Below are 14,395 nucleotides of genomic sequence, written 5' to 3'. Positions count from 1 at the left end.
CTTCAAATATAAAAAATCTTAAATTAACCTTACGCTTAATTTAAGATTTTTACCAAATGCTTAACAAATTAAGATGTTTGAGCTTTATTCCTCTTCGTCTTTTATGCTTTCTTTTGTATTTAAAGCTACTTCCTTTTCAAAAGGTCGCTTTCCAAATATTTTTTCAAGGTTATCTTTAAAAATAACTTCTTTTTCCAATAATACTTCCGCAAGTTGGGTAAGCTTATCTTTATTAGCTTCAAGCAACTTTATAGCGCGTTGGTATTGTTTTTCAATAATATCTGAAATTTCTTTATCTATTAACTCTGCTGTGCGTTCACTGTATGGTTTTGAAAAACCATATTCATTTTGCCCTGAAGAATCATAGTAAGTAAGGTTTCCAACTTTTTCGCTAAGACCATAAATAGTTACCATGGCTCTGGCTTGTTTGGTTACTTTTTCTAAATCGCTTAAAGCGCCTGTTGAAATTTTATCAAAAATCACCTTTTCTGCGGCACGACCACCTAATGCGGCACACATTTCGTCCAGCATTTGTTCCGGACGCACTATTAAGCGTTCTTCTGGTAAATACCAAGCGGCACCTAAGGATCGGCCACGAGGTACAATAGTTACCTTAACTAATGGCGCTGCATGCTCTAACATCCAACTTGTAACGGCGTGTCCAGCTTCGTGGAAAGCAACTGCCCGTTTTTCACTTGGTGTTATTATTTTGTTTTTCTTTTCTAGACCTCCAATAATTCTATCTACGGCATCCAAGAAATCTTGTTTATCAACGGCTTTCTTTCCATTTCTAGCGGCAATTAAAGCGGCTTCGTTACAAACATTTGCAATATCTGCTCCAGAGAAACCAGGTGTTTGTTTGGATAGAAAATCTAAGTCTAAGTTTTTTGCCTTTTTTAAAGGACGTAAATGTACTTCGAAAATTTCTTCACGTTCGCGAACATCTGGTAAATCAACAAAAATTTGTCTGTCGAAACGACCAGCACGCATAAGCGCTTTATCTAAAATATCAGCTCTGTTGGTAGCGGCAATTACAATTACATTAGTATTGGTACCAAAACCATCCATTTCAGTTAATAATTGGTTTAAGGTGTTTTCGCGTTCGTCATTACTTCCAGACATGGCGTTTTTACCTCTTGCACGACCAATGGCATCAATTTCATCAATAAAAATGATAGATGGCGATTTTTCTTTAGCTTGTTTGAACAAATCTCTAACACGAGAAGCACCAACACCAACAAACATTTCAACAAAATCTGAACCTGATAATGAGAAGAATGGTACTTTAGCTTCACCAGCAACAGCTTTGGCTAATAAGGTTTTACCCGTTCCTGGAGGTCCTACAAGTAGGGCACCTTTAGGAATTTTACCACCTAGTGTTGTGTATTTTTCTGGAAATTTAAGGAAGTCTACAATTTCTTGAACTTCTTCTTTAGCACCTTCAAGCCCGGCAACATCTTTAAAACTTGTTTTAACTTCTGTATTTTGGTCAAAAAGTTTAGCTTTAGATTTTCCTATGTTAAAAATCTGTCCTCCGGCACCACCGCCAGCACCACCAGACATTCTACGCATAATAAATATCCAAACTCCTATTAATAGAATAAAAGGCAGGATTCCCATAAGTAAATTGCCCCAGTCGTTAGTTTCGGTATCAAAAGTAACTACGGGTTTAGCTGATAAATCTGCGGTTTTTTCATTTAATTGATTTTCAAAATTTTGAAGATCACCAAATTCAAATCTGTAGTTTGGTAATACCGTAGCAGAAGGAATAAATGTTTGTGGTTTAGAGTTTTTGTGAATCTCTTTCTCTAATGCCTCCTTAGTTAGATATACTTTTGCTACTCGGGTATTTTTAATGATATCAATACGTGAGACATCTCCGTCCTCTAAATACTTAAAAAAGTCTGAAGGTGTTGTTTTGTTCGCGTCTTGGTAATTGGCGCCACTAAATAGTTGATACCCCAAGAAAAGGGCTATTAGTACTCCATAAACCCAATACGGACTAAATTTAGGCTTTTTATCCTTTATATTTTTCTTATCGTTTGCCATTTGTTCTTTTTAGTAACTCGTTTCTATAACAGTTGTTTTTGCATCACCCCAAAGACTTTCAATATCATAATATTCTCTAATATGTTTTTGAAATACGTGGACAACAACATTTACATAATCAATTAATACCCATTCGGCATTATCTGCACCTTCGGTATGCCAAGGATTATCTTTAAGAGTTTTACTTACTTTCTTTTGGATAGAATTTACAATAGCGTTTACCTGCGTATTTGAAGTTCCTTCGCAAATAATAAAGTAATCGCAAACCGTGTTTTCAATTTCCCTTAAATCTAGAATATTAATTTCTTTTCCTTTAACATCTTCAATCCCACTGATTATTACTGATATTAATTGGTCTGCGCTTATTTTTTCTTTCGCCATTAAATATAATTAATTTGTGCAAAGTTATTATTTTTTTAGTTCTTTATACTTTAAAATTTTCATAAGATTTTATAGTATTGTTAATAACTTTTATATGCGTATAGTCAAACTTAATGCCATTGATTCAACTAATAGCTATTTAAAGGCGTTAGGAAACTCAGAATTTATTGGAGATTACACAGTAGTTACGGCAGAAAATCAAACTGAAGGTAAGGGGCAAAGAGGTGCTGTTTGGAGTTCTGAGTCTGGTAAAAACCTGATGTTTAGTGTGTTTAAGGATTTTACAGATGTTCATTTAGAGTATCCTTTTTATATAAGCATGATAACTTCGTTGGCGCTTTTAAAAACTTTAAGGTCGTTTGAAATTCCTAAATTGAGTGTAAAATGGCCTAACGACATTTTGTCAGCAGACAAAAAAATATGTGGCGTTTTAATAGAAAATGTCATAAAACAAAATAAAATTAATGCTTCAATTATTGGAATAGGCTTAAATGTTAACCAAACCACATTCGAGAATTTACCTAAAGCCGCTTCATTAAAAAGTATTACTAATAAGGCTTTTGATATAAACGAAATCCTTTTGGCTGTTATTAGTAATTTTAAAGACTATTTTTTGATATTAAAAGATGGAAAATACGAAACTATAAAGGCAGAATATGAAGCACAACTGTTTAGAAAAAATAAACCTTCAACATTTAAAAATGCTGAAGGCCAAATGTTTTCTGGTTTTATAAAAAGTGTTTCCGATGCAGGGTATCTTCAAGTCCTGTTAGAGGATGATGTATTGAAGGCATTCGATTTAAAAGAAATTACCCTTTTGTATTAAATGGATTTCGGGATACTTGTTACTAGTGTTTCAATAAATTTAGTGATTGGGCTTTTAATCATCATGGCCATCATAGGGTTAAAATCGCCTTTAAAATCTAGTTTAACCTCACTTGTTTCCGCGTCTATTTGGATAATATTAGCTATTAATGAAAAATCTATTTTTCCGCCAGCAGCACCTAAAACAATTTTATTTGGAGGTGTAACTTCTTTCTTTTTCAATACAATTTCTGGCATGCCCTTTAACGCAAACAGAAATTTGTCTTCAGCTAAAACTTCAAATTTGCTAATCTTTTCCGGCATTAAAGATTCAAAATTTTTTATATCTGACAGAAAGTTAAAAACGTCTTCAGGGGATTTTTTTACACTAATTTTCGGAGATTCTAATTTCATATTGTTGTAAAGTTGTTATAAGTAAAATTGTTAAGTTTTTAATCTAAAGGACTTCACAACTTAACACTAAACGTTTTGTATCAAATACCGGTCCATTCGCTTGGATTGGTATTCCATTCAGACAAGGTTTTTAATTCTTTTTCAGAAATATAATTCGTTTCCAAAGCTTCTTCAAGTAAACTTTCATAATTACTTAAAGTATTCAAACGAATGTTCTCTTCTTTAAAATTTACTTCTGCTATTTCAAAACCATAAGTAAAAATAGCAACCATACCTTTAACGTTAATGTTAGCTTCTTTTAAGGCTTTAACTGCATTCAAACTACTTTTTCCAGTGCTAATTAAGTCTTCAACCACCACTACATTTTGTCCGCTTTCTACAAAACCCTCAATTTGGTTTTTTCTACCATGGCCTTTTGCATCAGGTCTAACATATATAAAAGGTAGCCCTAAGTATTCTGCAACTAGCATGCCTATGCCTATAGCTCCTGTAGCAACACCTGCAATAACGTCGGGTTTCCCATACTCTTTTTCAATATATTTACCCATGGTTTCACGGATATAATTACGAATGGTAGGGAAAGAAAGAACTATTCGATTATCGCAATAAATTGGCGATTTCCATCCAGATGCCCAAGTAAAAGGCTCTTGTGGACTTAGTTTTATGGCATTAATTTGCAATAAAACTTCTGCGGTTTTTTTAGCTGTGTCTTTATCAAAAATCATGTTGCAAAATTACGGATAAATTTAAATTTAAATCATCTGTTAGTTATTAATAAAATTATTTTTTTTCAACAATGGTTTAGATATGCCTAAAAATGATATTTTTACAACACCAAATTATTAACCATTGCAAACCATGTACAAAATTTTTGTTGGCGATAAACCAATATTATTAACCACTGTTGCCGAAGAAGAAACTAACTTTAAAAATTATTTGCTTAAAAAAGTGGATATGGTAAAGGTTATTAAAAAGCTTAATAAAACAGAATTAAGTGAGGTTAGGCTCATTCATAAAAACCCCAAAAAAATATTAAAAAAGTTCTTAAAAAAACTTCCAAATGTTGTTGCTGGGGGAGGTAAAGTTTATAATGCTAATGGGGAGGTTCTATTTATTTATAGAAATGATAAATGGGATTTACCTAAAGGAAAAACAGAAAAGAAGGAAAGTATTGAGCAAACCTCAATACGTGAAGTAGAGGAAGAAACAGGTGTCAAAGGTTTAGAAATAGTAAAGCCACTAGATACTACATATCATATTTTTAAACGTAACGGGCGTTATAAAATAAAAGTTACGTATTGGTTTGAAATGAAAACTAACTACGATGGTAAGTTAAAAGCACAAGAAAACGAAGGCATTACTAAAGTGGCTTGGTTAAATGATAGCCAAACAAAAGAGGCGCTGAAAAACTCTTATGCAAACATTAAGTTACTGGTTTAAGATGCTATTACTTTTGTTTAATGACTAGGTTGTTATTGTTTGAGTTGTTAAGTAAAATGACTACCTTAGTGGTTTACCTATTTAAATTTATATACTTTATATGTTTTTCTTTTAATAGGCTTATACTATTATTTAATGAGTGTTTTTAAATTGTCATTTGGCTCTATTATAATTCTTCATGATAAATTAGCCGAGGTTATTGTTAACCAAGGTGTTGTTATGAACGAGAGCCGTGTAGACGAATACCACAACTTCTTATTACGGCACTTAAAGCCTCCTTTTGGTTTATTGGTAAATAAAAAGAATTCATATACCTACACTTTTAGTGCTCAAAAAATTATTGGATCTTTAAAAGAAATAGAAAGCATCGCAATTCTTGCCAAAACAAGTGGAGGTGTAATGTCTACCGAAACTTTACTAAATATTAATGGGGCTATTTATAAAAACTCCAAACTATTTCAAGATCGTGAAGAAGCGCTTTTGTGGCTTAAAAAAGAATTAGCTTAAACTTACGAAAACGTTATAATTTCAGAATTGTAAATTATAATCCTTCTCACTTGCCTACCATTATATTAAGCGTAAATTTGCAGCTTCAATAAAAGAAATATGACCGAATTTTTCAGAAAGCGCTCAGCTAACGCAAAAAACGATATTTTAAGTGGTATTACCGTTTCTTTAGCAATGATCCCGGAGGTGGTTGCTTTTGCCTTTGTTGCGCAAATAGATCCGTTAATGGCTTTATCCGGTGCATTTATTATAGGCTTAATTACTGCTGTTTTTGGTGGGCGACCAGGGTTAATTTCTGGAGCTGCAGGTGCAGTTGCTGTAATTTTTGTTAATATGATTGCTGAAGGGCATACCAAAGGTATGTTATTCGATACGCCTATTGAAAATATGGGTTTTTTCTACCTTATGGCCTGTGTTATTTTAATGGGGGTTATACAAATTTTAGCAGGAGTTTTTAAACTAGGACGTTTTGTTCGTTTAATTCCGCATCCAGTTATGATGGGATTTGTAAACGGTTTATCTATTGTTATATTTATGGCACAGGTAAAAATGTTTACCCATAAATCTTTACAGGTATCTCCTGAAGGTGTAAAGGAATACGTTAGCACCTATATGCAGGGAGCAGAGTTATATACTATGATTGGTTTAGTGCTTTTAACTATGGGAATTATTTGGGGGTTACCAAAAATCACAAAAAAATTACCAGCAGCATTAACAGCTATTTTAGTAACAAGTCTTATTGTTATTGGTTTTAATATGGATGTTTCAACCGTTGGATCTTATATTATTGAAGGCGGAGGAACAGGTTTAAAAGGCGAATTTCCAACACCAAATATTGAGTTATGGCAAAGTTTACCGTTTAATTTAGATACCTTAAAATTTATTGCATTACCAGCATTTTTAGCGGCTTCGGTAGGGTTAATTGAAACTTTAATGACTATGAATTTAGTCGACGATGTAACAGATACAAGAGGAAATGGGAATAAAGAATGCGTGGCACAAGGAGCAGGGAATATCGTTTCAGGTTTATTTGGTGGTACTGGTGGTTGTGGTATGATTGGGCAAACTGTAATTAATATAAACTCTGGAGGTCGTGGCCGTTTATCAGGGATTATGATGGCAGTAACCTTATTATCTTTTATCCTTTTTGCAGATAAATTAATTGAAATGGTACCTATTGCAGCTTTAATAGGGGTTATGTTTATGATGGTTATTGAAACTTTTGCATGGTCTAGTTTCAGGATTTTAAAGAAAATTCCAATGTCCGATGCTTTTGTGCTTATAACAGTCTCTTTAGTAACTGTATTTGTCGATTTAGCCATTGCAGTATTCGTAGGAGTTATTATTTCAGCATTAGTATTCTCTTGGGAAAACGCTAAAAAAATTAGAGCAAGAAAACGTCTATCAGAAGATGGTAAAACAAAAACTTACGAAATCTGGGGGCCTTTATTCTTCGGTTCTATTCAGGCTTTCAATGAAAAATTCGATGTTAAAAACGACCCAGACCATATCGAAATAGATTTTATAGAGTCTCGAGTAAGCGACCATTCTGCGCTTGAAGCTATTTTCAATATTGTTAATAAATACGAGGCTGCAGGTAAAACTATTAAGTTAAAACACTTAAGCGAAGACTGTAAAATATTACTTTACAAATCAAGCCCTAAGTTTAGAGAAGTTATAATTGAAGATATTGACGACCCACGTTATCATCTAGCTGAAAACCCAGAGGCATTCACCAAAGGGCTTTCAGAATATAAGTTTTAATTTTCGTGTAACTTCGAGTCCTTCTAATTTTATTATAAATTTTGGCGTTACCAACGAGGGGAGGGCTGTTGGCTATCCATTACTATCTCTAACGCAAACTGCAAACTAATAAAACTCGTATCTATCTTTAGTTGACATTCAGAAGGTGTGTGCAAACTTAAAATGAAGGCAATAAGTAGCTTTAGTTTAATCACAGTTATCACAATATCGAATTAGGAATTACTTTCCTTGTCCAAGTTTTTAAACGCTTATAGTTGCTAACCTCAGAATCTGGATTGTAATCTAGTGTCGTTTCCCAAGAGTTTTCTGGGTTAAACTCTATATTCATACCTATTAAAACCCCTTCAGATATTTTTTTAGACTTTACAACTACAATACATTCCGTATTTAAATTAGCGCTTCTGGGATCAAGGTTAAAGGTGCCAATAACGGTTGTATTACCATCAATAACCATCGATTTAGCATGCAGACCGAAAATTGGAGTGTAGTCTAAAGTAGATTGTAACTCTCCAGTCATAATCTTTTTTCGCTCTTCGGCATCTGGTTTAAACTCAAATATTCTAACACCAGTTTTAAGTAAATCATTTCTGTTTGATTGGTAACCACTAAAGGCTTCTAGGTTATCGGTAGACGCTAAACTATTAGTAAGTATTCTAATATTTACACCACGATTTACAGCGTCTTTAAATAACTTACGTGAGGCTTTTGTGGTTATTAAATAAGGGGTTTGTATGTCTATAGAAGACTTTGCGTTTTTAACCAAATTGATAAGCGCAGAAGTAGAAATACCTCCACCACTTAAACCATTTTCACCATCATTTTTTCCAGGTAAATCGGAGATAAAACTAACCTGGTCTAACCAAACTAATTCTCCAGAGTTTTTAATAGTATTAAAAGTTTCGGGTAAATTTTCAATACGCGTTCTTACTTGTGGCCAAAAATTTTCTGGATTGCAGGCATATTCATGGAGTTTATCGAACCTATCGTCTTCAAGTATATTTTTAGGAATGTCCTTAATAACTTGGGTAACATCTATACTCAATTTGTTATTCCAAAAGGTTTCAAAAGATGTTTTTACGGCTTTTGTTTCCTTGCCTATTAATAAGATGTCTCTATCTCTAAAATTATATTCGTGGTCGTAATCAAAATATTCATCGGCTATATTTCGGCCACCAGTAATAACCACTTTATCATCAACAATAAATGTTTTGTTGTGCATACGCTGGTTGGCAGCTTTGAAATCTGTTGTAAACTTTCCTATTTTCTGAAAAATGTTTTTACCTAAATTTACGCCAGGGTTATATATTTTTACCGATATATTTTTATGAGAATTAAAGGTTAAAATATCTTGAGCATCAGCTTCAACCATAATATCATCAACTAGAACACGGATATGAACGCCTCGGTCTGCAGCTTTAATTAAATAATCGCACGCTATTAAACCGACATTATCTGTTGAAAATATAAAGTATTGAATATCAATAGTTTTTTCGGCATATTCGGTTAGCCAAGCTCTAGCAACCATCGATCCGCTTCCATCTTCAAGCACATAAACACCCGTTTTATTCTGTATTAAGGGATTAAACTCTTCTAAAGATTTGGATAGCGAAATACTGTCGTTTCTATGGATTTTAGAACAAAAATCTGTTTCTGGAATTTCAGTATTCTTAGTGTTGCAAGCCGTTAAAGCCATTACAACTGCTAGTAGATAGTATTTTAATTTTAAAAAGCCATTCATTTAAAGTTCTAAGGTTTTACCCGAACACTATCAGGTACCAGTTTCGTGTAATCGCCGTTATTTCTAATAACATCTCGGACAATAGACGACGCGATAAACGACGTTCTAGCAGCGGTTAATAGAAACACGGTTTCAATGGTTGATAAATGCCTGTTTGTATGCGCAATGGCTTTCTCAAACTCAAAATCGGCAGGGTTTCTTAGGCCTCTTAAAATAAATTCGGCACCAATGTCGTGACAAAAATCTACCGTTAAGCCTTTGTAAGTAACAACTTTAACTTTAGGTTCGTCTTTAAAAGCGTCTTCAATAAATCTTTTTCGTTCTTCTAAAGAGAACATGTAATTTTTATCGGCATTAACACCAATAGCTACAATAACTTCATCAAAAAGTGTAACACCGCGAGTTATAATATCTACGTGTCCTAAAGTTAAAGGATCAAAGGATCCAGGGAATAAAGCTCGTTTCATAGTTTAAAATTACAATATTTATTTTAAAGCTTCTTCAATTGCATTTTCAAACAAATCGGCTAATGATATGTTTGCTGCTGCTGCTTGTTGCGGTAAAATACTTTCTCTGGTTAACCCAGGAATGGTATTCATTTCTAATAAATGAGGCTCGTCGTCTTTAAATATAAATTCGCTTCGGCTAAAGCCTTTCATTTTTAAAACTTCGTAAACTTTTTTAGCCTCTTTGGTTACTTTTTCTTCTTGCTCGGGTGTTAATCGAGCTGGTGTAATTTCTTCAGATTTACCAAGGTATTTAGCCTCGTAGTCAAAAAAATCATTTTCTGAAACGATTTCTGTAATAGGCAATACTTTGGTTTCGCCTTTATAGGTAATCACGCCAACAGAAACCTCCGTGCCTTCTAGAAAAGATTCAATAATAATTTCGTTATCTTCTTTAAAAGCCACATCGATTGCGTTTTGTAAATCTTCCTTTTTATGCACTTTTGAAACACCAAAACTACTTCCGGCTTTATTGGCTTTTACAAAGCATGGTAAGCCAACTTTTTCTACAATAGCATTTGGATTAATAGTATCGCCAAGGTTTACATAAAATGATTCGGCTGTTTTTATACCGTAAGGTTTTAAAACACTTAAACAATCCCGTTTATTAAAAGTAATACCTGCTTGATACATATCGCAACTAGTATGTGGTATGTTTAATAGGTTAAAATAGCCTTGCATAAAGCCATCTTCTCCTGGTGAGCCATGTATGGCATTAAAAACACAATCGAATTTTATTTTAAAAGCATCTACGTTTATAGAGAAATCGTTTTTATCGATTGGAAACTCCTCGTTTTCGTCATTAACGTAAACCCATTTGTCTTTAAAAATATGTATGCGATAGGCTTTGTATTTTGTTTTGTCAAGCGTGTCATAAACTACATTTCCGCTAGTTAAAGAGATTTTGTATTCGCTAGAATACCCACCCATAATTATGGCGATATTTTTCATAGATATTGTATTTTTTCTATTCCCACTAAGGCGGGAATCTAATCATATTTTACTTTCCCTATTCTTCGGGAATCTCATTTTTAAACGTTGTAAACACGATTTTTAATTTTAAAAGTTAATTTGGGATCTCCACTTGCGTTAGGGATTAAAACATTTGGTGAAGCTCCTCATAGAGAGCGACTGCCGAAATGTTTACATTCATGAGTTCATTAATTTATAATTTAAACCAATGAACTAAAGCCCGATCTTTGAGGTAACCTACCGGCAGGCAGGCGCCCAACTTCGAGATAAGATTAGGATTAAACACGTAAATCAATTGAAGTGACATAACATTTAAAAAAACTAATTTTGTGAACTTACAACCAAAAACTAATAATAAAACGTAACTATTATTAGTTAAGCTAAAATATCATATATATTGCAAAAGAAAAAACAGTTCTGTTTTTATATATTTGCCTAATCGAAAATTCTATTCATGAGTATTATAAAATTTTTAACCAGTAAAACTTTTTTTAAACAAGTTTTACTAGCTGTTATAGCTGTAGTAGTGTTGTGTTTTATCATGTTAAAATGGTTAAATATTACAACGAATCATGGTGATTTTGAAACCGTGCCACAGCTTACAGGTAAATCTATAAGTGTAGCAGAAATAGAATTGAAGGATAATAACTTGGTTATGAAAATTCAGGATTCGGCAAATTACAATCCGGATTATCCTAAGTTTTCTGTTATTGAGCAAGATCCACAAGTTGGAACACAAGTAAAAAAAGATAGAAAAATTTACATAACCCTTAACCCATCTGGTTACAGAAAAATGAACATACCAGAGGGATTAATAGATCAAACATTTAGACAGGTTAAACCAACTTTAGAAGCCTTAGGTTTTAAAATTGGTAAAATAACTTATGTTGATAATATTGGAAAAGACATGGTTTTAAAGCTTAGTCACAAAGGAAAAACACTTAATGCTGGCGATAAATTAGCCAAAACTTCGGTTATAGATTTAGTGCTTGGTAATGGAAACCGACCGTAACTATGGACGACTATACACCGCAATTACCAGACGAAAACAATCTTTACGAACATCATGCATTTACTGTAGATAAAGGACAAACTCCCCTTCGTATAGATAAATACTTAATGAATTTTGTTGAAAACGCTACGCGAAATAAAATACAAGCTGCTGCCAAAGAAGGTAGCATTTTTGTTAACGATGTGGCTGTTAAAGCAAACTACAAAGTAAAACCTTTAGATAAAATTAGAGTATTATTATCGCACCCACCATTCGAGAATTTATTGGTAGGTGAGGATATTGATATTGATGTAGTTTATGAGGACGACGACCTGTTAGTTGTTAATAAAGAGGCCGGTATTGTTGTGCATCCTGGACACGGCAATTACTCGGGCACCCTTATAAATGCTTTAATTTATAGGTTCGATAATTTACCAAACAACTCTAGCGAACGACCGGGGTTGGTACATCGAATTGATAAAGATACAAGCGGACTTTTAGTGGTAGCTAAAACCGAAAAAGCCATGGCACATTTATCGGCACAGTTTGCTAATAAAACTAGCGAGCGTGAATATGTTGCTATTGTTTGGGGTAACATGAGCGAAGATGAAGGAACTATAGAAGGCAATATTGGTCGTCATCCAAAAAACAGATTACAAAACACTGTGTTTTTTGATGATGAGGCCGATAAAGGCAAACCAGCAGTTACCCATTACAAAGTTTTAGAGCGTTTGGGGTATGTAACCTTAGTGTCTTGCAAACTAGAAACAGGACGTACACACCAAATACGTGTACACATGAAACACATTGGGCACACCTTATTTAACGACGAGCGCTACGGTGGCGAAAAAGTACTAAAAGGAACTACATTTACTAAATATAAGCAGTTTGTAGATAATTGTTTTAAGGTGTTACCAAGGCAAGCCCTACATGCCAAAACATTAGGATTCGAGCATCCAACAACGGGAGAGTTTATGCGTTTTGAAACACCAATTCCAGACGATATGCAACAGTGTATTGAGAAATGGCGTAATTATACTAAAAACCAAGATTTAAAATAGGTTTAACGTTCTTGCGATGGTAGGAATCTCATCAAATTATTTTATATAATTGCCAATTGGGAGGCCGTGTTTTTTTTGTCTAAATCGGGAAGTAGAGCGCCTACCTACCGGTAGGCAGGTTACCACAAGGGTCGGTTTTTGCGGCAGTCGCTTTTTTGTGTTGCATATGTGCAACAACTCAAAAAGAGCTTCAATCCCGATAGTATCGGGACCTCAATCCCTAACGCGAGCTGAATAACTAATTTGAAAATTTTACTTAATTTGGAACGTTCGTTTAATGTTTTTAATGGATATGCATCCTTTTTATGATCTATATCCGACGTTAAATGAATTTAGATGAACCTTTTTATAATGTCAAGTAAATCCATTCCTTTTATAACTAAACTATAAATAACAATAATGGCACTAGTTGCAAACTAGCGCCATTATTGTATGTTAAAAGTTACTCTCCTCAGCCATTTTAACAACACCAACCGTTAGTATTAAATTAGCAAAACGACGTTGTTCTCCTGTTTGAATAATTAAAGTGGTATTTACATCTCTAATTTTATCGTAAAAGGCCCATCGTTCCATTTCGTCTCAATTAACGTTTCCTAAAAGTTGTTTATATGCATCGTGTATTTCTGCACTAGCTTCAGCAGGCCTTTCCATAACAATGGCACCTTGCACTGGGCAAACTTCTAATATGCCTTCAAGAACCGTAAGGGCATCTAATAAACCTGGTTTAAAATTAAGGTGTACGGTGGTTGAATTTGGACCAGCCATAGCCCCAACGGGTAAATTACCGTCTGCAATTACTACTTGTGCAAAATGTCCTGATCGCCCAAGCGCTTCCATTATGGTGGGATGTATTACTGGTGTTTTTAGCATAATTTTATTTTAAAATACTGGTTTTAATTTGTGCCTGTAAATGGAAATACACCCCTAATTAAGGGTTAGTAGACCATAAGGACGCGCCTTTTAACATGGCTCTTCTTGGTAATTTTAAACCAGCCACAATTAATTCTGCAAAATCTTCGGGTTGTAATACTTTTTCTTCATTACCATCGGTTATCCCTAAACCTAATGCCATATCTGTAGCGATAGTGCTAGGTGTTAAAGTACACACGCGAATATTGTTTTTACGAACTTCTTTCATTAAAGATTCCGACATACCAATAACTGCAAATTTGGAAGCTGAATATGCCGAGGTTTGTGCATTACCACTTAAACCAGCAGTTGATGATACATTTAAAATGTCACCTTCATTTTTATCTATTAAATAAGGTAATACTTCTTTGGTAACATAATACATACCCATAACATTCACTTGAATTATTTGGGTCCAATCTTCAACTTTCATATCGTTAAAAGTTTCAAAGGCGGCAATACCTGCATTGTTAACTAAAATGTCTACAGTGCCTAAATCTGCTATAAGTTTTTTGATGCCTTTTTGTACGTCTTGGTAATTGCTTACATCAAAAACCGCATAAGTGGCATTTACGCCTAAATCTTTTAATTCTGCAACTGTTTTTTGCAAGGTGTCTTCATTACGGCCTGTAATGGCCACATCGATTCCTTCTTTCGCAAAAGCTATAGCAGTTGCTTTCCCTAGTCCTCGGCTTCCTCCTGTAATAATTGCTTTTTTTCCTTTTATAACTTCCATAATATTTTAGATTAAGTTTTAAGTAAAGATAAAAACATCAATTCTATTTATAGTCGTATCATAAATAATTTTAAGGCTAAAACTTTTAAGTGAATTAGGAGTTGTAAATTTGAAATGAAAAAA

General features: G+C 33.8%; 14 protein-coding genes and 1 pseudogene. 6 read left to right on the top strand and 9 right to left on the bottom strand.

Features of this window, described 5'->3' with window-relative positions:
• Positions 1–84: 84 nt before the first annotated feature.
• Positions 85–2,049 carry an ATP-dependent zinc metalloprotease FtsH gene (ftsH, locus tag ABJM36_RS15210; RefSeq protein ID WP_348452343.1) on the bottom strand — a complete coding sequence of 655 codons (1,965 nt, stop codon included), beginning with the start codon at positions 2,047–2,049 and terminating at the stop codon, positions 85–87.
• Positions 2,050–2,058: 9 nt separating this feature from the next.
• Complete coding sequence (rsfS, locus tag ABJM36_RS15205; protein WP_092851508.1) at positions 2,059–2,430, bottom strand: ribosome silencing factor; 372 nt, start codon at positions 2,428–2,430, stop codon at positions 2,059–2,061.
• A gap of 94 nt (positions 2,431–2,524) precedes the next feature.
• Between rsfS and ABJM36_RS15200 the strand changes: the two genes are divergently transcribed.
• Positions 2,525–3,256 (top strand): biotin--[acetyl-CoA-carboxylase] ligase, encoded by a 732-nt coding sequence (locus ABJM36_RS15200; protein WP_348452342.1) that lies wholly within the window; start codon positions 2,525–2,527, stop codon positions 3,254–3,256.
• Here ABJM36_RS15200 and ABJM36_RS15195 read toward each other — a convergent pair.
• Together ABJM36_RS15195 and pyrE are read right to left on the bottom strand one after the other, a co-directional pair.
• Positions 3,253–3,648, bottom strand: coding sequence for an SRPBCC family protein (locus ABJM36_RS15195; protein WP_348452341.1), 396 nt, complete (start codon positions 3,646–3,648; stop codon positions 3,253–3,255). The genes ABJM36_RS15200 and ABJM36_RS15195 overlap by 4 nt on opposite strands.
• An 80-nt stretch (positions 3,649–3,728) precedes the next feature.
• Entirely contained in the window at positions 3,729–4,373 is a 645-nt protein-coding gene (pyrE, locus tag ABJM36_RS15190; RefSeq protein WP_348452340.1) for an orotate phosphoribosyltransferase, read from the bottom strand.
• A 133-nt stretch (positions 4,374–4,506) separates the two neighbouring features.
• Between pyrE and ABJM36_RS15185 the strand changes: the two genes are divergently transcribed.
• The 3 genes from ABJM36_RS15185 (at position 4,507) to ABJM36_RS15175 (ending at position 7,359) form a co-directional block, all read left to right on the top strand.
• Entirely contained in the window at positions 4,507–5,088 is a 582-nt protein-coding gene (locus ABJM36_RS15185) for an NUDIX domain-containing protein (RefSeq protein WP_348452339.1), read from the top strand.
• Between the two features lie 135 nt (positions 5,089–5,223).
• Positions 5,224–5,595 (top strand): hypothetical protein, encoded by a 372-nt coding sequence (locus ABJM36_RS15180; RefSeq protein ID WP_348452338.1) that lies wholly within the window; start codon positions 5,224–5,226, stop codon positions 5,593–5,595.
• Positions 5,596–5,694: 99 nt separating this feature from the next.
• Positions 5,695–7,359, top strand: a complete 1,665-nt coding sequence (locus ABJM36_RS15175; RefSeq protein ID WP_348452337.1) for a SulP family inorganic anion transporter — start codon at positions 5,695–5,697, stop codon at positions 7,357–7,359.
• A gap of 199 nt (positions 7,360–7,558) precedes the next feature.
• Here the strand turns inward: ABJM36_RS15175 and ABJM36_RS15170 are convergent, their stop codons facing one another.
• Genes ABJM36_RS15170 through ABJM36_RS15160 form a run of 3 tightly spaced genes read right to left on the bottom strand, consistent with a single transcriptional unit; the run spans position 7,559 to position 10,554 of the window.
• Positions 7,559–9,097 (bottom strand): phospholipase D family protein, encoded by a 1,539-nt coding sequence (locus ABJM36_RS15170; RefSeq protein ID WP_348452336.1) that lies wholly within the window; start codon positions 9,095–9,097, stop codon positions 7,559–7,561.
• Between the two features lie 8 nt (positions 9,098–9,105).
• Positions 9,106–9,564 carry a pantetheine-phosphate adenylyltransferase gene (gene coaD, locus ABJM36_RS15165; RefSeq protein ID WP_348452335.1) on the bottom strand — a complete coding sequence of 153 codons (459 nt, stop codon included), beginning with the start codon at positions 9,562–9,564 and terminating at the stop codon, positions 9,106–9,108.
• 18 nt (positions 9,565–9,582) lie between these two features.
• Positions 9,583–10,554 (bottom strand): D-alanine--D-alanine ligase, encoded by a 972-nt coding sequence (locus ABJM36_RS15160; protein WP_348452334.1) that lies wholly within the window; start codon positions 10,552–10,554, stop codon positions 9,583–9,585.
• 475 nt (positions 10,555–11,029) lie between these two features.
• Between ABJM36_RS15160 and ABJM36_RS15155 the strand changes: the two genes are divergently transcribed.
• A complete protein-coding gene (locus ABJM36_RS15155; protein WP_348452333.1) occupies positions 11,030–11,587 on the top strand; it encodes a PASTA domain-containing protein in 558 nt (185 codons plus the stop codon).
• 2 nt (positions 11,588–11,589) lie between these two features.
• Positions 11,590–12,627 carry an RluA family pseudouridine synthase gene (locus tag ABJM36_RS15150; protein ID WP_348452332.1) on the top strand — a complete coding sequence of 346 codons (1,038 nt, stop codon included), beginning with the start codon at positions 11,590–11,592 and terminating at the stop codon, positions 12,625–12,627.
• 435 nt (positions 12,628–13,062) lie between these two features.
• Here ABJM36_RS15150 and ABJM36_RS15145 read toward each other — a convergent pair.
• A pseudogene (locus tag ABJM36_RS15145) lies at positions 13,063–13,497 on the bottom strand (RbsD/FucU family protein).
• A 58-nt stretch (positions 13,498–13,555) separates the two neighbouring features.
• The gene (locus tag ABJM36_RS15140) at positions 13,556–14,272 is read right to left on the bottom strand and encodes a 3-ketoacyl-ACP reductase (RefSeq protein WP_348452331.1); all 717 of its coding nucleotides are present in this window, start codon (positions 14,270–14,272) and stop codon (positions 13,556–13,558) included.
• Positions 14,273–14,395: the final 123 nt, after the last annotated feature.

Source organism: Algibacter sp. (assembly GCF_039977455.1).
Taxonomy (GTDB): Bacteria; Bacteroidota; Bacteroidia; order Flavobacteriales; family Flavobacteriaceae; genus Algibacter_B.
The sequence above is the reverse complement of the archived record's forward strand: the minus strand, read 5'-3'. Positions and strand labels throughout refer to the sequence as shown.

Excerpts from the sequence above, each read along its gene's own strand:
- ftsH (WP_348452343.1), bottom strand. The coding sequence starts at position 2,049 with ATGGCAAACGATAAGAAAAATATAAAGGATAAAAAGCCTAAATTTAGT.
- rsfS (WP_092851508.1), bottom strand. The coding sequence starts at position 2,430 with ATGGCGAAAGAAAAAATAAGCGCAGACCAATTAATATCAGTAATAATC.
- ABJM36_RS15200 (WP_348452342.1), top strand. The coding sequence starts at position 2,525 with ATGCGTATAGTCAAACTTAATGCCATTGATTCAACTAATAGCTATTTA.
- ABJM36_RS15195 (WP_348452341.1), bottom strand. The coding sequence starts at position 3,648 with ATGAAATTAGAATCTCCGAAAATTAGTGTAAAAAAATCCCCTGAAGAC.
- pyrE (WP_348452340.1), bottom strand. The coding sequence starts at position 4,373 with ATGATTTTTGATAAAGACACAGCTAAAAAAACCGCAGAAGTTTTATTG.
- ABJM36_RS15185 (WP_348452339.1), top strand. The coding sequence starts at position 4,507 with ATGTACAAAATTTTTGTTGGCGATAAACCAATATTATTAACCACTGTT.
- ABJM36_RS15180 (WP_348452338.1), top strand. The coding sequence starts at position 5,224 with ATGAGTGTTTTTAAATTGTCATTTGGCTCTATTATAATTCTTCATGAT.
- ABJM36_RS15175 (WP_348452337.1), top strand. The coding sequence starts at position 5,695 with ATGACCGAATTTTTCAGAAAGCGCTCAGCTAACGCAAAAAACGATATT.
- ABJM36_RS15170 (WP_348452336.1), bottom strand. The coding sequence starts at position 9,097 with ATGAATGGCTTTTTAAAATTAAAATACTATCTACTAGCAGTTGTAATG.
- coaD (WP_348452335.1), bottom strand. The coding sequence starts at position 9,564 with ATGAAACGAGCTTTATTCCCTGGATCCTTTGATCCTTTAACTTTAGGA.
- ABJM36_RS15160 (WP_348452334.1), bottom strand. The coding sequence starts at position 10,554 with ATGAAAAATATCGCCATAATTATGGGTGGGTATTCTAGCGAATACAAA.
- ABJM36_RS15155 (WP_348452333.1), top strand. The coding sequence starts at position 11,030 with ATGAGTATTATAAAATTTTTAACCAGTAAAACTTTTTTTAAACAAGTT.
- ABJM36_RS15150 (WP_348452332.1), top strand. The coding sequence starts at position 11,590 with ATGGACGACTATACACCGCAATTACCAGACGAAAACAATCTTTACGAA.
- ABJM36_RS15140 (WP_348452331.1), bottom strand. The coding sequence starts at position 14,272 with ATGGAAGTTATAAAAGGAAAAAAAGCAATTATTACAGGAGGAAGCCGA.